This window comes from Streptomyces glaucus (genome assembly GCF_039533365.1).
GTDB classification, from domain to species: Bacteria; Actinomycetota; Actinomycetes; order Streptomycetales; family Streptomycetaceae; genus Streptomyces; species Streptomyces glaucus.
This window is the reverse complement of the sequence record NZ_BAAATK010000027.1, coordinates 20,330-37,674: the sequence shown is the minus strand read 5'-3', so window position 1 is coordinate 37,674 and position 17,345 is coordinate 20,330. Positions and strand designations below refer to the sequence as shown.

Below are 17,345 nucleotides of genomic sequence, written 5' to 3'. Positions count from 1 at the left end.
CACGGGAGGGGGGAAAGAACACATGCAGACTGCGAACGGGAACAGCGCCGCGGCCGCACCTCTGGAGCTGGCCCTGCAGGAGCTGGAGGCGCAGCAGCTCGACATGCAGGAGCTGGAGGCGCTCGACGCCCCGGACTTCAGCTGGAGCGACGCGCTGAGCTTCGCCGGCGGCCTGAGCGCCGGCGGCGTCGTCTCCTACGTCTCCATCGTCACCCTGGCGACCTGACCCGGAGGCCGTCCCGCTGAGCGAGGACGGCTTGCGCGGACATGGGCCGTCGACCCCGAGATCCCCGAAGGAGGTGAAGGAAATGCAGGAGAACATCAACCCCGCTCTGGAGCTGGCCATGCAGGAGCTGGCCATGGAGGAGCTGGAGGGCATGGAGGCGCCTGACTGGTGGGACAGCTTCGTGGCGAGCTTCGCTGTCTCGGCCGGCGTCAGCGCCGCCTACAGCACCGTCGCTGTCACCTCCGTCATCGCGACCTGATCCAGGTCGGACGCCTGACGGCAAAGCCCTGTTCCGGATGCTGGCCAAGAGCATCCGGAACAGGGCCGCACCGATGAATATACGTGCGGCCCCCGAGCCGCAGAGGAGTGATATCTGATGCCCCAAGCTGCTTCTCGCGGCCTCGCATGGTCCCTCGTGACTTTCGGGCTCATCGCCGCCGTGGCCGCTCCAGGAGTGGTCTACGCCCTCACCGAGGGCCCGGCCCGCACCAGAAACCTGCTCATCTGCGTCGGGGTGGAGCTGGCGCTCATCGTCTGCGTCGGCCTGTATCTCCGTGCGAAGGGGCGGGTCGGAGCGTGACCGACGGCATCGACATCGAGGGCCTCACCAAGCGGTACGGCGAACTGACCGTGGTCGAGGACGTGTCCTTCACCGCCCGCTCGGGGCGGGTGGTCGGGCTCCTCGGACGCAACGGGGCAGGGAAGACGACGACCCTGCGGATGTTGCTGGGGCTCGCGCGCCCCACCTCGGGCCGCGCCACGATCTTCGGCCACCCGTACCCGGAACTGCCCCGCGCGGCGCACCGGGTAGGGGTGAGCATCGACGGAATCGGCCCCTCCGCCGCGGGTTCGGGCCGGGCCGACCTGCGGATCTGGGCGAAAACCCTGGGCCTCCCCCGGACGAGGGTGGACGACGTCCTCGAACAGGTGGGACTCGCCGCGGACGCCCACCGCAAAATCCGCGACTACTCGCAGGGCATGCGGCAGCGCCACGCCCTGGCCACCGCCCTGCTCGCCGATCCCGAACTGCTCATCCTGGACGAACCCGCCAACGGACTCGACCCCGACGGCATCCGCTGGCTCCGGGAGCTCCTGCGCTCCCTCGCGGACGAGGGGCGCACCGTGCTGGTCTCCAGCCACCTTCTCGCCGAGGTCGAGCAGATGGCCGACGACATCGTCATCCTCCAGAAGACGCTGCGCTACAGCGGCACGGCCGCCGAGCTCACGCGAAACGGCGCCGTCAGCCTCGAGAGCCGCTTCTTCGACCTGGTCGGGCCCGCGGTGAAGGAGAACGCCCATGCGTGACCTGATCGCGGCCGAGTGGCGCAAGATCTGGACCGGGCGGGCCTGGTGGGGCGTGGCCGCGGCCGCCGTGCTGATGTGCGCGATGGCCGACGCCGGCTTCCTGCAGCAGGAGGTCGCCACCGGGGTGACCGGTGACACCCGCGAGATCACGTCCACCCTGGTGCAGGGCTGGTTCATGGTCGAACTCGCCGCCGCGGTGGTCGCCATGCTCGCCGTGACGAGGGAGTTCGGCAACGGCGCCGTCAGCAGGTCGGTGCTGCTGAGCGGCGGCAGAAGCCGGCTGCTCGTGGCCAAGCTCGTCGCCGCCACCGGATGCGGCGCGGTGTTCGCCGCGGGGGCCGGCGTGCTGGCCGCCGCCAGCCCGTGGGTCTTCCTGGCCGGCCGCACGCAGGAGCCCGAATGGACGACGGACACCACCTGGACACTGCTCGGGGTGATGCTGGTCATCGTGGTCGGCGCCGTGTGGGGAGCACTGCTCGGACTGCTCATCCGGCAGCAGGTCGCGGCCATTCTCACCCTGCTGATCAGCACCTGGCTGGTGGGGGAGGGCCTGCTGCGGCTCGTCCCGGAGATCGGCAGGTTCACCATCGACGAGGCCATGGCATCCGTGTACCGGGGAGGCCATGAGGACCTGCTGCCCATCCCGTGGGCCCTGGTGGTCCTCGCGGCCTGGATCGTCGCGGGCACGATCGCCGCACGGGCCCTGTTCCTGCGCAGGGACCTGCCGTGAGGCTGACCCTGAACCGGCCCCGGGAGGACACGGCGCCGGCACCCCTGCCCGAGTGCCCGCGCCTGGCGCCGGACGTGCGGGTCCATCAGCCGATCGAGGAGGGCGCCCCCTGGCTCGTCCAGTCCGGTTCGCAGCGCTACCTGCGGGTGACCGCCGGAATGGCGAGGCTCCTGACCCTCGCCGACGGCACGCGCAACCGGGAGGAACTGGCGAAGGAGCTCGGCGCCCCCTGGACGGTCGAGCTGGTGGGCGAGGGCCTGCTGCGTGCCCAACGCACCCGGCTCCTGGAGGACCCCGATCGCGAACCGGTCAAGGACCGGAGGCTCACCTTCGTCCCGCCGCTCACCGTTCAGCTCACCCTGGTGCGGCCGGAACGCATGCTGAGCAGGTTCCGGCCGCTCACCGCCCGTCTCGCCAGGCGGGGCTGGGCGGTCGCCGGCGCCGTCCTCGCGGCGGCGGGGCTGCTGTGCCTGGCCGTCCAAGCCCCGGCGACGATGAACGCCCTGTCCAGTCCGATCTCCATGTCGGCACTGGTCGCGCTCATGATCGCCACCTACTGCGGCACCATGCTGCACGAGCTCTCGCACGGACTGGTGCTGAGCCATTACGGTGGCCGGCCGAGCCGTATGGGCTTCATGCTCTTCTACCTCACTCCGGCGTTCTTCTGCGACGTCTCGGACGGATGGCGGCTGCCGAGGAACCACCAGCGGGTACGGGTCGCACTGGCCGGGATCGCCACCCAGGCGGTCCTCGCCGGGCTCGCCGGCATCGCTTCCGTCGTCGTGGCGGCGACCGGCGACAACCCCGCGCTGCGCGATCTTCTGCTGCTCCTCGCGGTGACCAACTACATCTCCGGTGTCTTCAACGCCGTCCCGCTCGTGAAGCTGGACGGGTACTTGGCGCTCATGAGCCACCTGGACATCTCCCACTTGCGGGACCGGTCCATGACGGACGCCCGCCGGCTCGTCGCCAGGCTGCTGTTCGGCGGACGCTACAAGCGCGAGCTGCCCGAGGTCGGCTGGGCGCCCCTGTTCGGTCTGGCATGCATGCTCTTCCCGTTGTACGTCGTGAGCATGGCCTTCGCGCTCTGGGGCTCGATCCTGGAGAGCACGGGCCTGGTGGGCGCCGTGGTCGTCTCCGTCGCGATCGGCTACCTGCTGCTCCGGCTTTATGCCGCCGCGCTGAATCTGAACGCGGAGGCCCGGACCGCGGGAGCGTCCCCTTGGCGGCGCGCGACCGTCTCCGCGGTGGGGATCGCCGCCGTGGCGTGGATCATGTGGGGCGTCTCCGTGCCGTACAACGTCACCGGCGGCTTCGTCCACGCCGAGGGCCGGACGGTGTTCGTGTCCACCGGGGCCACCGACCGGGAGGCCGTCGTGCCCGGCGCCGAGGTGCGTCTGCTGAGCGGTGGCATCGCGCTCCAGCAGCAGATGGGCACGGCCAGGGTGGCGTCCGCGGACTTTGCGGACCTGTCGGCCCCGATCTCCGCCTTCGTCCCCGTCAAGGGACTCGACCCGGTACGGGTGCCGGCCTCCGGAATCCCCCTCGACACCGGTTCGCCGGTCCGGGCGACCACGGGCCAAGCCGTGGTGAGCGCCGGCGAGCGGCGCCTGGGCGACTGGCTCTACCTCAAGTACCTGGCGTCCTTCTGGCGCTGAGAGCCGCCCGTCTCCCCTGATCTCTCCGTACTCCCGAAGGCGGTTGAACCTGTCATGGATGCACATCGGCGCGTGATGTTCCTGGCGCCCGGCACGCCCTTCTTCGACCGGGACGAGGCCGGCGCCGGCGACGTGGACGACGACTTCCGTGCCGTGACGGCCGACACGCCCGATGGCTGGTCGTGCGACACGGGACCTGACTGGACCATGCTGGCGCCCCACGGATTCCGGATGCCGCTCCAGGGCTGGAAGATCCATGTGTCGGCCACCGCCGAGAACGCGGCGAGGATCCTCGCCCGGTCCTGGGACTGGCTGGTGCCGCAGCGCATGGCGTTCAAGTTCATCCGCAGCAGGCAGGTGCTGCTGCGGCGCAACGGCAAGTACGGGGACCGCGGGGCCAGTGGCAAGTTCATCACCATCTACCCGGAGGACGAGACCCGCCTGGCCTCAGCGCTGAACGAGCTGGGCGCCCTGCTCGACGGTGAGCAGGGTCCGTACATCCTCAGCGATCTCAGGTGGCGTTCCGGTCCCCTGTACGTGCGCTACGGCGGGTTCGTCGCGCGCACGATGAAGACGGAGAGGGGAGAGACCGTCCCCTGCATCGAGGATCCCGAGGGCAGGCTGGTGCCGGACCGCCGCGGCCCCTCCTTCCGCCCGCCGGAGTGGGTGACCATTCCCGACTGTCTCGAGGAAGCGGTGAAGGCGCGCAACGCCGGCACCCTGAACGACTTCCCGTACCGTGCCGAACAGGCCCTGCACTTCTCCAACGGCGGGGGCGTCTACCGTGCCACCGACCTGCGTACGGGCGCGCCCGTCCTGCTCCGGGAGGCAAGGCCGCTCGCCGGGATCGACACCAACGGCGAGGACGCGGTCGCCCGGCTCCTGCGTGAGCGCGACTGCCTGCGCAGGCTCGGCGGCCTTCCATGGGTGCCGGAACTCGTCGAAGCCCGTGTCGGGCACGAACACCACTTCCTGGTCCGGGAGTACGTGGAGGGCGAGACGCTGGCGGTGCGCACCACCCGCGACAACCCGTCCTCCCCCGGCGCCGATCCGGAGCGGACGGCCGACTACACCCGATGGGCCCTCGACGTGCTCGACCAGATCGAGCAGGGGGTGCGGGCCATGCACCAACGCGGTGTGGTCTTCGGCGACCTGCACCCCGGCAACGTCATGGTCCGTCCCGACGGCTCCATCGCGTTCATCGACCTGGAGACGGCTTCGACCGATCTCACCGCACGCCAGATCCATGCCGCGCCAGGCTTCGCCGCCCCGTCCACCCACCGTGGCAAGGACATCGACAGGTACGCCCTGGGCTGTCTGCGCCTCGCCCTGTTCACTCCGCTGACCAGTCTCCTGCCGTGGGACGCCGACAAGGCCGACCAGCTCATCGAGCTCGTGCAGGCCCGCTACCCGGTACCCGCCGACTACGGCGACAAGGTACGCGCCGACCTCGCACCCCTGCCCGCCGCCGACGGTGCGGGCACACCGGACGGCCACCCGGACGCGGAGCCCGTCGATCCGCCCACCGTCGCGGGCCGGGGCCTCGCCGAGGGCCGGATCGACCGGGCGGCCGTGGAACAGGGGATCCTCATGACGGCCACGCCTCACCGCGAGGACCGTCTCTTCCCCGGCGACACCGCCCAGTTCATCCTGCCGGAGGGCGGCGCCTGCCTCGCCTACGGGGCCGCGGGGGTGCTGTGGGCGCTCAGCGAGGCGGGGGCGGACATTCCCGCCGCCCACGTCGACTGGCTCGAGCAGACCGCACGCCGGTTCGCCGAGCCGTCCCCGGGGCTCTACACAGGCATGTCCGGCATCGCCTGCGCGCTGGAGCGCCTCGGCCGGACCGATGCCGCCACCGCGCTGCTGAAGGAGGCGGACCGCGCGGAGCCCGCCAACGACAGCCTGCTGGACGGCCGGGCAGGACTGGGCCTCGCCCATCTGCACATGGCGCGCGCCACAGGCGACGACGCGGCTCTGAAGCGCGCCATGGTCCTGGCGGAGCAGGTGGCCGAGAACGCCGGAGGCCGGCCTCCCCGTCGCGGCGAGGCCGGTCTGATGCGCGGCAGGTCCGGTGGCGCGCTGCTGCTGCTGCGACTGCACGCCCATACGCACGACACCGGACTGCTCGACCGGGCCCGTGACCTGCTCGACACCGATCTGCGCGCCCTCGGGTGGACGGCGCGGCCGGACGCGGAGGAGGGCTGGGCGGAGGGCGCGGTCGGCGCGCGTCCCACCTTCGCCGCCGGCAGCGGCGGCACTGCCCTGGTCCTGAAGGAGTACCTGGCCGGACGCCACGAGCCGCGCTTCGCCCTGGCCTGCGAGACCGTTCTGCGGTCGGCCCTGGACTGTGTTCCGCACACCGCCGGGCTCTTCCACGGCTTCGCGGGCGTGCTGCTGACGGCCACCCGTCTCGCCGGCCCCGCGGAGGCCACCGCGGTCGAGCGCCTCGTCGCCACGGTCGACCTCTACCGGGTCGCCCACGAGGGACGGCCGGCGTTCCTCGGCCTGGAGAACGTGCGCCTCACCACGGACCTGGCGACCGGAGCCGCAGGCGTCCTGCTCGCCCTGAACGCGGCGGACACCCCTGCTGGGGCGACGGCGTTCCTGTGAACCGATACGACGACGGAGGCCACGAGAGGCGATGAACGCCGACAGCACAGTGACGGTGTCCGTGATCTGCCCCACCTACAACAGGTCATGGCGGATCACCGAGACCATCGACTCCGTCCGCGCGCAGACCGTTGAGGACTGGGAACTGCTCGTGGTCTCGGACGGGTGCGACGACGACACCGAGGACTGGGTGCGCCGGTCCGCGCGGCAGGATCCGCGGGTCAAGCTCCACAGGACGGAGCGGAGCGGCCATCCGAGCGGGCCACGAAACGCGGGGCTCGCCCTGGCACGCGGGGAGTTCATCGCCTATCTGGACCACGACGATGTCTGGCGGCCCGGTCACCTGCGCCTGCTGCTCGACATGCTGCGGGCCGGCGCGGACCTCGCGGTGACCGGCTGCACCTACCACGACGCCGACGGCGGGGAGGCGGCCGAGTTCTCACCGCTGTCAGCCTTCTGGCACCCCGAACTCCAGTTGTTCGGCCCGATGTTCGAGCCGTCCAGGGTCGGACACCGGCGCCGTGTCGTGGAGCGGGTCGGAGGCTGGCGCAGCGGTGCGGGTCTGGAGGACTGGGACCTGTGGCTGCGGGTGGCCGACGCGGGCCATACGTTCCGCACCTGCGTGGACCCGACCGCAGCCCTGTTGATGGACAGCGGAACCCGGAGGAACCGGATGCCGCGGCCCCACCGGCTGCCGCTGGTCGTTCTCGACGACGCCAGGGCCGCCCACGGCCTGCTGTGCGAACTGCGGTCCGGTCGGCATGACGAGGCCTTCCGTGCCGCCGTCCTGGCGGACATGAAGGACTGGTACCGCCGGATGGACGGGTCCGGCGCGCTGGTGCGGCCCCTCGACTGGAGAGGAGATCTGGACGACGAGATCGAGCGGGTCGTCTCGGGTGATGTGAAACTCTTCGAGGAGCTTGTGCTGGTGCCCGACCGGGGGCGGTACGCCATCGCGCGGAACCTGCTCTGCTCCCGAGCCGAGCACGCCCGCCGCGCCGCCCGGCTGGTTCCCTCCGTCCAGCCGCGGGTGCTCCGGCTGCTGAGGGAACTGGCCCTGGGCGGCCCCGGCGGGCGTGCGCACCGGTCAGACGAGGCCCTTCTCCTTGGCCCGTAGGGCCGCCTGGAAGCGGGTGGTGGCCTTGAAGTGCTTGAGCAGTTCCGCCACCCGCCCGCGGTAGGCCCGTACGGACATGCCCAGTTCACGCGCGCCGATCTCGTCCTTCTCGGCACGGGCCATGGCGTGGAGCACCTTCAACTGCGTCGCGTCCAGCGAGGCGGATTCGCACTCCGGCAGGAGCAGCGGTGAGGCGTCCGCCGCATGGGACCAGCAGTGGTCGAAGAGCGACCGGAGCGTGCCCACGAGGATTCTCTGCTCCACGAGAATGGTGGTCGGCGAGGAGTCGCGCTCGGTCTGCACGACGGCGGTCTCCCCGTCGGCGATCAGCACCCGCTGGCACTCCCCGTCCAGGAGACGGATCTGAGCACCGAGCCGGATCAGCTCGGTGAGATGCGCGGACGTGGCTTCGTCCTCCAGGGCCCGTCTGTGCACCAGCGCCTTCACGGTCACTCCCCGCTGCAGGCACGGCGCGCAGACGCGGCGTGTGGCCGCGACCTTCTGCGGCGTCACGGCCCAGTCGGGCTGCATCGTCAGCACCTCGCGCCGCGCCTGGACCGTGATGCTCTTGGCCGGGTCCTGCACGGCCTCGACGCCCACGGCCGGCCCGCTGTCCCGCGGGATCCGTCCGGGAGAACGCCAGGCGAGCGACCGGCGGATCAGCGAGTAACCGAAGGACAGCAATTCCTGCTGCTCGGCATGGAGCCTCTTGAGCCGTTGCTCGAGAAGCCGTCCGACACTCTCGTCCGGATCGAGGACGGTCGGCTCACCGTGTCCGCTCAGGCAGACCATGCCCTTGGCGGCGAGTCTCCGCAGGGACGCCCGGACCTCCGTGTCGTCACGGTCGAGGACCATGCACAGGCCGGATATCCCCAAATCCGGTTCTCGGGCCAGGGCCCTGTACACGGATTCGTCAAAACTTGAAATACCTAAGATGGTCAAAACGGCTTCCCCCATGGCTGTATTCGAACAGGCGTGGGTATACCTGTCAATCACCGTTGTGATAGGTGCTTGACTTCCCTGTTCCGGTGCCGGCAGACCCCGGTGGGGTCCGCCGGCTCCTGGGGGGCGTCCTCCCTACAGGGCGGACGCGGCGATGACCGCGGTGAGCGCGGCGACCGTCGTGCGGATGGTGTCGCCCAACGCCGCGGCGGTGCCCTGGCCGTCGGCGATCTCGGCCAGCCGGGACTCCACCGCCTCCGTCCCGGCTTCCCGGGTGACCACCGACTGGAGGCCCGCGTGATGCAGCACGGTGATCAGGGCGGCCGTGCGTTCGTCGGGCCGCCCGCCCTCCGTCAACACGGCTTCCAGCCGCCCGCGTAGCGTCGCGAGCGCGGCCGGGTCCGTGACCGGGTGCTTCACCGACCCGAACGCGCCGAGGATCCGTCGTCCCTGCTCGCCCACCACTCCCTTGCGCGACAGTCCCTGGTATGCCGCGTCGAGCGCGGGCTCGCGCAGGGCCAGGAGCCACTCCCGTGGTGACTGCTCCGGATGGCTCCGCGCGTGCGCGGCCATGGCCGCGGCCGCCGGGTCCGCGGATGCCGGTTCTCCGTCGACGACGAGCGCGCCCTCACGCGCCGTCAGGCCGCCGGAGAAGGTCAGCTCCAGCAAGGCGGCTGCCGAAACGGCCAGTGAAACCCGCAGGGGCGCCTCTCGCAGTTCCCCGGTCTCTTCGTCCAAGGCGAGCAGCACGATCTGCTCACCGATCGTCAGATCCTTGGTCATGGGATCCCCCTCTCGACAGGAAGGACGTCTCACAGGAAGCGGGGGTTCCCGTTGTGCGTCAGCAAATCGATCGAGGCGGCAAGAGAGACGAGAAGAAGCGTGGATTCAATCATCAGCACATGGGTATTAAACGGGAATCCTCTTTCTTTTCGAAGTCCTGCTACTGGGCTTGAACTCGTGATGCCGTCCGCGGTGATCAGGGGTTGATGGTCAGTCCCGTCCCGGCAAGGCAGCCGTCTGTGAGGTGGCTGCGGTACTGGAGGTGGCGGAGACCGCGCCGGACGGTCTGGACGGGGCGTTCGGGGTGCTGAAGGCGGCGTCGGAGAGCCGGTCGCGCCGCAGCGGGGACCAGATGCCCTCGACGGGGTTGCGGCCGGGTGCGTAGGGCGGCAGGTGGCGGCCGGTCGGCCCCGGGCTGCCGACCATTGCTGCAGGCCGGCGGCCTTGTGGACGGTGAGGTCGTACTGGATGGGCACGATCGGGCCGCCGAGCTGCCGAGCTGCCGGTGTGCTGCGGTCAGCGGGTCGCGGTAGTCGCGCCAGGAGAAGCTCTTGCGTCCGTCGCGATGCGCGTGCCGACTGGCGCCGGGCCCGAGCGGCCCCGCCCGTCCCGCGGGACGGCGAGACCACGCTCGTCCTCGCCCACTGGGTCTTCGCCGGTACCGGCCTCTCCCGTGCCGAAGCCTGGCTCGCCGCCACCCTCGAGCCCGCCCCCGGAACGGAAGGAGAGCCCACCACATGACCGACCGCTATCTGTCCGTGGACCAGGTCGCCGAGCTGCTGGGCACCTCCGTGCGCTTCCCCCGGCGGCTCGTGGAGGAGCGGCGCATCCGCTACGTGAAGGTCGGCCGGCACGTCCGTATCCCGGCGAGCGCGCTCGAGGAGTTCATCGAGTCCCACACCGTCGAGCCGGTCAGGCTCCGCCGCGCCGGACTGCGGAGGGCTGCCTGATGGCCAACAAAAAGGGCAGGCGCCGCCGCTTCGGTGCGGTGCGGCAGTACCGGTCCGGCCGCTGGACGGCGTCGTACCTCGGGCCCGACGGGGAGCGCATCCGCGCGGACGGGACCTTCGAGACCAAGAGGGATGCCGAGATCTGGCTGTCCCAGATCGAGGCGGACCTCAGCCGCGGGGACTGGCGCGCCCCGGACGCCGGGGCCGTCGACTTCCGCGTCTACGCCGAGAAGTGGGTCGAGGAGCGGGAGTTGGCCGTTCGCACCGAGGACCTGTACCGGCACCTCCTGCGGCTCCACCTCCTTCCGACGTTCGGCGCGCTCGACCTGGACGAGATCACCGCTCCGCGCGTGCGTGAGTGGCGGGCCGAGCGGCTGCGTGCCATCGGGGCGAGGACGACCGTCGCCAAGGCGTACCGCCTCCTCAAGGCCATCATGGAGACGGCCGTCGACGACGAGCTGATCAGCCGCAACCCGTGCCGTATCAAGGGCGCGGGCAAGGAGGCCGCGGCCGAGCGGCGTATCGCCACCGTGGCCCAGGTCGACGCCCTGGCCGACGCGATCGGTCCCCGCTGGCGGCTCATGGTCTATCTCGGCGCCTACGGTCCGATGCGGCCCGAGGAACCGGCCGGCCTGCGCCGCCGGGACGTCGACCCGGACGACCTCGTGATCCGCGTCCGCGTCGCCGAACCCGAGCGGACCAACGGCAGGCGCGCGCCCGGACCGACCAAGTCCGGCGGGGGGTGCCCGTGTGGTCGTCCTGCCGGCCTTCCTGCGCCGGGAGCTCCGGTGGCACCTCGACTGGTACGCCGAGAAGGGACCCGACGGTCTGCTCTTCGTCGGCGAGAAGGGCGCGCCGTTCCGTCGTACGACCTTCGGCCGGACCTGGCGGCGGGCCCGCGCGGCGGTGGGTCTGCCGGACGGCTTCCGCTTCTACGATCTTCGTCACACCGGGCACACCCTGTCGACGCGCTCGGGCGCCACCCTGAAGGACACCATGGTCCGTGCCGGGCAGTCCTCGGAGAAGGCGGCACTGATCTACCGGCACTCCGACGAGGAGCGGCAGCGCGAGGTGGCCGTCGGCCTGGACGACCTGGTGCGCGCCGAACGTGCGAAGCACCACAGGGAGCAGCCGGAGGAGCGCGCGGAGAGCTAGTGGTGCGGTTGTGGTGCGGCACCCGCTCACCGGTCCGGACAACAAAGAACCCCCGGGTCACTGACCTGGGGGTTTCGCATGGAGCGGGTGACGAGAATCGAACTCGCGCTCTCAGCTTGGGAAGCTGATGTTCTACCATTAAACTACACCCGCGTAAGACGCCGACCGGAGGATATCCGGAGTCGGTGCCCGAACGCTCGCCCACTGTACCTCATCCCAGGCCCTTGGTGTTCACGCCGTGGGCCTGAGTGGGTTTCGGGGGGAGGGATGCGGCTGCGGGGGGCTGGAGTTGGGGCGTACGGTGGGGGTGGGGGAGGGGTCGAGCGGGGGCGGAGTGCCGCCTGGAGAGTCGTCTCTTTGATCCCGTAATGTGGCTTTTGTCGTCAGGCAGTTGGCCAGACGCGGCTCTTGGGGAAGGGACTCTAGGACTTGATGGAGCGCACCGTCGTCCGCTGTGCCGATGGGCACGTGTTCACCACCGCTTCGTTCCCGATGCAGCAGGCCGAGCGACTCGGCCCCGGACGGCTCCTGCGCTGTCCGCGATGCGCGCGGTTGCGCAGTGTCGTGCCGGTGAGCTTGCAGAAGCGGTAGCAGGAGCAGAGGCGGCTGCCCGTGCGGCCGCGTGAGCGACTGCACGGGCAGGTGCGGAAACGGACCCGGGCACGGCCGCGAGGACGGCTGTGACCGTGTCCGCGGGACGCCGCGGCTGCGGCAGCGGTGCACCGGTACCAGCAGTTTCCCGGGCGCGTGGAGTCGGCGCGATTGTGGCCGCTCCGCGCGCCTTGCGTATCCTCGGGGCGTGCTTCTCTCAGACAAGGACATCCGGGCCGAGATCGACGCCGGGCGGGTGCGGATCGATCCCTACGACGAATCCATGGTGCAGCCGTCCAGCATCGACGTGCGCCTCGACCGTTACTTCCGGGTGTTCGAGAATCACCGGTACCCGCACATCGACCCCTCCGTCGAGCAGGCGGACCTGACGCGGCTCGTCGAGCCCGAGGGGGACGAACCGTTCATCCTGCACCCCGGTGAGTTCGTGCTGGCCAGCACGTACGAGGTGATCACCCTCCCCGATGACCTCGCCTCGCGGCTGGAGGGGAAGAGCTCGCTCGGGCGGCTCGGGCTCGTCACGCACTCCACCGCCGGGTTCATCGACCCCGGCTTCTCGGGGCACGTGACCCTGGAGCTGTCGAATCTCGCGACCCTGCCGATCAAGCTGTGGCCCGGGATGAAGATCGGGCAGCTGTGCATGTTCCGGCTCACCTCGCCGGCCGAGTACCCCTACGGCAGCGAGCGGTACGGATCCCGGTACCAGGGGCAGCGCGGGCCCACTGCCTCCCGGTCCTTCCTCAACTTCCATCGGACCCAGGTGTGAGCGCGGCGACATGAGTGACGTACGAGAGAACCTGACCTACGAGCAGTTCGGCACCGCCGTCCGGGAGCTCGCGCAGACCATCGCCGACGACGGGTACGAGCCCGACATCGTGCTCTCCATCGCCCGGGGCGGCGTCTTCGTCGCCGGCGGGCTCGCCTACGCCCTCGACTGCAAGAACATCCACCTGGTCAACGTGGAGTTCTACACGGGCGTGGGGACCACCCTGGAGATGCCGGTGATGCTCGCGCCGGTGCCCAACGTCGTCGACTTCTCCGACAAGAAGGTGCTCATCGCCGACGACGTCGCCGACACCGGCAAGACGCTCAAGCTCGTGCGGGACTTCTGCCTGGACGCCGTCGCCGAGGTGCGCAGCGCCGTGATCTACGAGAAGTCGCAGTCGCTGGTGAAGTGCGAGTACGTGTGGAAGCGGACCGACGACTGGATCAACTTCCCGTGGTCCGTCCAGCCGCCCGTCGTCCGGCGCGGCGGGCAGGTGCTCGACGCCTGAGCGGACGGCGGCGGAGCGACGACGAAGGCCCCCGGCACAGCCGGGGGCCTTCGCGCATGGCGGGATCGTCTAGAACGTGCCCAGCTTCACGATCGACAGCAGCGCGGCCAGCTGGATCGCCGACGCGCCCAGGGCCTTCGGCCACGGCAGGTCGTGGGAGCGGTTGACCATCACGGTCAGCAGGGCGCCGGCCGCCACCCAGGTCGCCCAGCCCAGGATCTGCACGAAGGAGGCGTCGCCGCCGAAGAACATCGCGACGATCAGGCGGGGCGCGTCCGTGAGGGACATGATCAGCATGGAGAGGCCGACCGTGGGCTGCCAGGCGCCGTCGCCGCCGAGCTGGCGGGCCAGGGTGTGGGTGACCACGCCCAGGACGAAGGCGCTGAGCACCATCGCGACCGCCGTCGTCAGGACGATGGGGATGGCGTTCGACAGGGTGGCGCCGATCGCTTCCGCGCGGGCTTCGTCGAAGCCGAAGACCGCCAGCAGGCCGTAGAGGAACGTCACGACGAGGGCGGGGCCCCACATCGTGTAGTCGCGCATCCGCAGGAAGGTCTGGCCGGGGGCGGTGACGATGCCCTTCAGCAGCTCCTTCCAGTGCAGGCGCGGGCCGATCGGGCCGGGCGGCGGGACCGAGCCCGCGCGGTAGGTCTCGCCCTGGCCGTAGGGGTCCTCGCCGATCGAGAACACCTGGGTGTGGCCCGGGTTGTTCGCCGCGTACGGGTCGTGCGGGCCGGCCGGGCCCTGGTCCGGCGGGTAGGTGCCGTCGCCGAAGTACTCCGGCTCGCCCTGGTCGCCGTAGCCGCCGTGGTTCCCCTGCGGCCAGGGGCCGCCGCCGCTGCTGCCGTACGGCGGCTGCTGCGGGTACGGCTGCGGCGCCGGGGGGTAGCCGTACGACGGTCCCTGCGGCGTCTGCTGTCCGTACGGAGGGTGTTGCGGTCGCGTCTGAGGAGCGCCGTTGTCCCGGCCGCGTCCGATCCTGAATCCAGCCACGCCTTCGAACGTACCTGGTCCCGAGGAGTGACGTGCCGGGCCCGGGCGTCCGGGCCCGGCTTTGCGGCCGAGCTGTGACATCCCCTAAGGGGGCGAACGGCCTTGTCCCCGTGGACGGTCGGGGATGGGCCGTACGGGGGAGGGCCCGGTCCGCGGCGGCGGTGTCGCCTCGGCACGGCCCGGTCGGGCCCGGGGCGGCCGGACGCCGCCGAAGCCGCTGTCGAGGCCGTCGGCAGGCCGTCGGCAGGCCTCCGGCAGCCGTCGGCGGGTCCGGGGCGCGGCGTGGGCGTCCGTGGTGGACGGGCCGGTCTCCCGGTCGCCGTCGACGTCGCCGGCGGCCGGGTTCGTCGGCCCGTCCGCGTCGGCCGGGAGTTCTCCCGGGGCGCGGGGCGGTCGGTGATCGGGGGACCCGCGCCGGGGTGTGGGGGGTACGCGCGTCCGGGAGTCCCCGAGCCCGCGGATACGACGACACCCCCGGGTTCCGTGCGGAACCCGGGGGTGTGGAGCCTGCCGTCGGCGCCGGTTACTTCACCGGCTCCGGCTCCGGTGCGCTCTCCGACTCGGCGGTGCCCGCCGGGGGCTCGTCGTCCGGGGCGGGGGTCCTGACGGAGTCCAGCAGCAGCTGGGCCACGTCGACGACCTGGACCGACTCCTTGGCCTTGCCGTCGTTCTTCTTGCCGTTGACCGAGTCGGTCAGCATGACCAGGCAGAACGGGCAGGCGGTGGAGACGATGTCCGGGTTCAGGGAGAGGGCCTCGTCGACGCGCTCGTTGTTGATGCGCTTGCCGATGCGCTCCTCCATCCACATCCGCGCGCCGCCGGCGCCGCAGCAGAAGCCCCGCTCCTTGTGGCGGTGCATCTCCTCGTTGCGCAGGCCCGGGACCTTGCCGATGATCTCGCGCGGGGGCGTGTAGATCTTGTTGTGGCGGCCCAGGTAGCACGGGTCGTGGTAGGTGATGATGCCCTCGACCGGGGTCACCGGGACCAGCTTGCCCTCGTCGACGAGGTGCTGGAGCAGCTGGGTGTGGTGGATGACCTCGTAGTCGCCGCCGAGCTGCGGGTACTCGTTGCCGAGGGTGTTCAGGCAGTGCGGGCAGGTGGCGACGATCTTCTTGGCCGACTTCGGCTTCCTGGACTCCTCGGTGACCTTGCCCTCGTCGTCCAGCTCCTCGCCGAACGCCGTGTTCAGGGCCATCACGTTCTCCATGCCGAGCTCCTGGAACAGGGGCTCGTTGCCCAGGCGGCGGGCGGAGTCACCGGTGCACTTCTCGTCGCCGCCCATGATCGCGAACTTCACGCCCGCGATGTGCAGCAGCTCCGCGAAGGCCTTGGTGGTCTTCTTGGCGCGGTCCTCCAGGGCGCCCGCGCAGCCGACCCAGTACAGGTACTCGACCTCGGACAGGTCCTCGATGTCCTTGCCGACGACCGGGACCTCGAAGTCGACCTCCTTGGTCCACTCCAGGCGCTGCTTCTTGGCCAGGCCCCAGGGGTTGCCCTTCTTCTCCAGGTTCTTGAGCATCGTGCCCGCCTCGGACGGGAAGGAGCTCTCGATCATCACCTGGTAGCGGCGCATGTCGACGATGTGGTCGACGTGCTCGATGTCCACCGGGCACTGCTCGACGCAGGCGCCGCAGGTGGTGCAGGACCACAGCACGTCCGGGTCGATGACGCCGTTGTCCTCGGCGGTGCCCACCAGCGGGCGCTCGGCCTCGGCCAGCGCGGCCGCGGGCACGTCCCTCAGCTGCTCCTCGGACGCCTTCTCCTCGCCCTCCATGGTCTTGCCGCCGCCGGCCAGCAGGTACGGGGCCTTGGCGTGCGCGTGGTCGCGCAGCGACATGATCAGCAGCTTCGGGGAGAGCGGCTTGCCGGTGTTCCAGGCGGGGCACTGCGACTGGCAGCGGCCGCACTCGGTGCAGGTGGAGAAGTCCAGCAGGCCCTTCCAGGAGAAGTGCTCGACCTGCGAGACGCCGAAGACGTCGTCCTCGCCGGGGTCGGCGAAGTCGATCGGCTTGCCGCCGCTCGTCATGGGCGGGAGCGCGCCGAGGGCCGTGGAGCCGTCCGCGTTCCGCTTGAACCAGATGTTCGGGAAGGCGAGGAAGCGGTGCCAGGCCACGCCCATGTTGGTGTTGAGCGAAACCGTGATCATCCAGATCATGGTCGTGCCCAGCTTGATCATCGCGAAGAGGTAGACCAGGTTCTGCAGCGTGGCGACGCTCAGCCCCTCGAAGGCCAGGACCAGCGGGTACGAGGCGAAGTACGCGGCCTCGTAGTGGTCCACGTGGTGCAGGGCGCCCTCCAGGCCGCGCAGCACGTAGATCGCGAGGCCGATGGTGAGGATGACGTACTCGACGAAGTACGCCTGGCCCATCTTCGAGCCCGCGAAGCGCGACTTGCGGCCCGGCCGCGAGGGCAGGCTCAGCAGGCGGATCACGATCAGCACGAGGATGCCCAGGGTGGTCATCGCGCTGATGAACTCGATGTACAGCTCGTACGGCAGGAAGCCGCCGAGCACCGGAAGCGTCCAGTCGGCCTGGAAGAGCTGCCCGTAGGCGGTGATGATCGTCGGCGGCAGCGTCAGGAAGCCGATGGCGACGAACCAGTGGGCGATGCCGACGATGCCCCACCGGTTCATCCGGGTGTGGCCGAGGAACTCCTTCACCAGCGTCACGCTGCGCTGGTAGGGGTTGTCGGTCCGGCTGCCGGCGGGTACGGGCTGGCCCAGTCTGAAGTACCGGACGAACTGACCGACGGCGCGCGCGAGCAGCGCAACGCCGACCACGGTCAGGACCAGCGACACGACGATCGCGGCGAGTTGCATGGGGGCTCCTCGGGCCTGCGAGGGGTTTGCGTCGGGGAACTCCTCGACGAGTTCCCCGAGATTACTAAGCGGTAACTTATGCAGTCCGTCTGAGACTACCCCTATCCTCCGCCGCACTGTAGCCGGGCGTGCGGTGATCTGCGTCGCTGAGGCGACCCTGACCGGCCCGGGGGCG

General features: G+C 70.6%; 16 protein-coding genes, 1 tRNA gene and 2 pseudogenes. 14 read left to right on the top strand and 5 right to left on the bottom strand.

What is annotated here, in order from left to right; all coding sequences use genetic code 11:
* Positions 1-22: 22 nt before the first annotated feature.
* The 8 genes from ABD363_RS20260 to ABD363_RS20225 all read left to right on the top strand — a co-directional run bounded on the left by ABD363_RS20260 (position 23) and on the right by ABD363_RS20225 (position 7,646).
* On the top strand, positions 23-226 hold the full coding sequence (locus tag ABD363_RS20260; protein ID WP_344605553.1) for a daptide-type RiPP: 204 nt from the start codon (positions 23-25) through the stop codon (positions 224-226).
* Positions 227-308: 82 nt separating this feature from the next.
* Entirely contained in the window at positions 309-485 is a 177-nt protein-coding gene (locus tag ABD363_RS20255) for a daptide-type RiPP (protein ID WP_344605650.1), read from the top strand.
* 156 nt (positions 486-641) lie between these two features.
* Positions 642-806: a hypothetical protein gene (locus tag ABD363_RS20250; protein WP_344605551.1), complete on the top strand. Its 165-nt coding sequence runs from the start codon at positions 642-644 to the stop codon at positions 804-806.
* Positions 803-1,531 (top strand): ABC transporter ATP-binding protein, encoded by a 729-nt coding sequence (locus ABD363_RS20245; protein ID WP_344605549.1) that lies wholly within the window; start codon positions 803-805, stop codon positions 1,529-1,531. The genes ABD363_RS20250 and ABD363_RS20245 overlap by 4 nt, the downstream gene beginning before the upstream one ends.
* Positions 1,524-2,261 (top strand): ABC transporter permease, encoded by a 738-nt coding sequence (locus ABD363_RS20240; protein ID WP_344605547.1) that lies wholly within the window; start codon positions 1,524-1,526, stop codon positions 2,259-2,261. The genes ABD363_RS20245 and ABD363_RS20240 overlap by 8 nt, the downstream gene beginning before the upstream one ends.
* Complete coding sequence (gene mpaP / locus ABD363_RS20235; RefSeq protein ID WP_344605545.1) at positions 2,258-3,919, top strand: daptide biosynthesis intramembrane metalloprotease; 1,662 nt, start codon at positions 2,258-2,260, stop codon at positions 3,917-3,919. Before ABD363_RS20240 ends, mpaP begins: the two co-directional genes overlap by 4 nt.
* A gap of 54 nt (positions 3,920-3,973) precedes the next feature.
* On the top strand, positions 3,974-6,529 hold the full coding sequence (gene lanKC, locus ABD363_RS20230) for a class III lanthionine synthetase LanKC (RefSeq protein WP_344605544.1): 2,556 nt from the start codon (positions 3,974-3,976) through the stop codon (positions 6,527-6,529).
* Positions 6,530-6,560: 31 nt separating this feature from the next.
* Complete coding sequence (locus ABD363_RS20225) at positions 6,561-7,646, top strand: glycosyltransferase family 2 protein (protein ID WP_344605543.1); 1,086 nt, start codon at positions 6,561-6,563, stop codon at positions 7,644-7,646.
* Here the strand turns inward: ABD363_RS20225 and ABD363_RS20220 are convergent.
* Positions 7,617-8,501 carry a hypothetical protein gene (locus ABD363_RS20220; protein WP_344605542.1) on the bottom strand — a complete coding sequence of 295 codons (885 nt, stop codon included), beginning with the start codon at positions 8,499-8,501 and terminating at the stop codon, positions 7,617-7,619. The genes ABD363_RS20225 and ABD363_RS20220 overlap by 30 nt on opposite strands.
* A gap of 222 nt (positions 8,502-8,723) precedes the next feature.
* Positions 8,724-9,371, bottom strand: coding sequence for a GOLPH3/VPS74 family protein (locus ABD363_RS20215; RefSeq protein ID WP_344605540.1), 648 nt, complete (start codon positions 9,369-9,371; stop codon positions 8,724-8,726).
* A gap of 244 nt (positions 9,372-9,615) precedes the next feature.
* On the opposite strand from ABD363_RS20215, the gene ABD363_RS20210 reads away from it, so the two are divergent.
* The 4 genes and pseudogenes from ABD363_RS20210 (at position 9,616) to ABD363_RS20195 (ending at position 11,476) form a co-directional block, all read left to right on the top strand.
* The gene (locus tag ABD363_RS20210; protein ID WP_344605538.1) at positions 9,616-9,756 is read left to right on the top strand and encodes a hypothetical protein; all 141 of its coding nucleotides are present in this window, start codon (positions 9,616-9,618) and stop codon (positions 9,754-9,756) included.
* Positions 9,757-9,932: 176 nt separating this feature from the next.
* A pseudogene (locus tag ABD363_RS20205) lies at positions 9,933-10,112 on the top strand (replication initiation protein); the annotation flags it as partial.
* Entirely contained in the window at positions 10,109-10,321 is a 213-nt protein-coding gene (locus ABD363_RS20200; protein WP_344605536.1) for a helix-turn-helix domain-containing protein, read from the top strand. The pseudogene ABD363_RS20205 and the gene ABD363_RS20200, both read left to right, overlap by 4 nt.
* Positions 10,321-11,476, top strand: a pseudogene (locus ABD363_RS20195) (tyrosine-type recombinase/integrase). The gene ABD363_RS20200 and the pseudogene ABD363_RS20195 overlap by 1 nt, the downstream one beginning before the upstream one ends.
* 79 nt (positions 11,477-11,555) lie before the next feature.
* Here the strand turns inward: ABD363_RS20195 and ABD363_RS20190 are convergent.
* Positions 11,556-11,629, bottom strand: a tRNA-Gly gene (locus tag ABD363_RS20190).
* A 646-nt stretch (positions 11,630-12,275) separates the two neighbouring features.
* Here ABD363_RS20190 and dcd point away from each other — a divergent pair.
* Both dcd and ABD363_RS20180 read left to right on the top strand, forming a co-directional pair.
* A complete protein-coding gene (dcd, locus tag ABD363_RS20185) occupies positions 12,276-12,851 on the top strand; it encodes a dCTP deaminase (RefSeq protein ID WP_344605534.1) in 576 nt (191 codons plus the stop codon).
* 10 nt (positions 12,852-12,861) lie between these two features.
* Complete coding sequence (locus tag ABD363_RS20180; RefSeq protein ID WP_344605532.1) at positions 12,862-13,359, top strand: phosphoribosyltransferase; 498 nt, start codon at positions 12,862-12,864, stop codon at positions 13,357-13,359.
* 69 nt (positions 13,360-13,428) lie between these two features.
* On the opposite strand, the gene ABD363_RS20175 is transcribed toward ABD363_RS20180, so the two are convergent.
* Together ABD363_RS20175 and ABD363_RS20170 are read right to left on the bottom strand one after the other, a co-directional pair.
* A complete protein-coding gene (locus tag ABD363_RS20175; RefSeq protein ID WP_344605530.1) occupies positions 13,429-14,433 on the bottom strand; it encodes a Yip1 family protein in 1,005 nt (334 codons plus the stop codon).
* 442 nt (positions 14,434-14,875) lie between these two features.
* Positions 14,876-17,170: a (Fe-S)-binding protein gene (locus tag ABD363_RS20170; protein ID WP_344605528.1), complete on the bottom strand. Its 2,295-nt coding sequence runs from the start codon at positions 17,168-17,170 to the stop codon at positions 14,876-14,878.
* Positions 17,171-17,345: the final 175 nt, after the last annotated feature.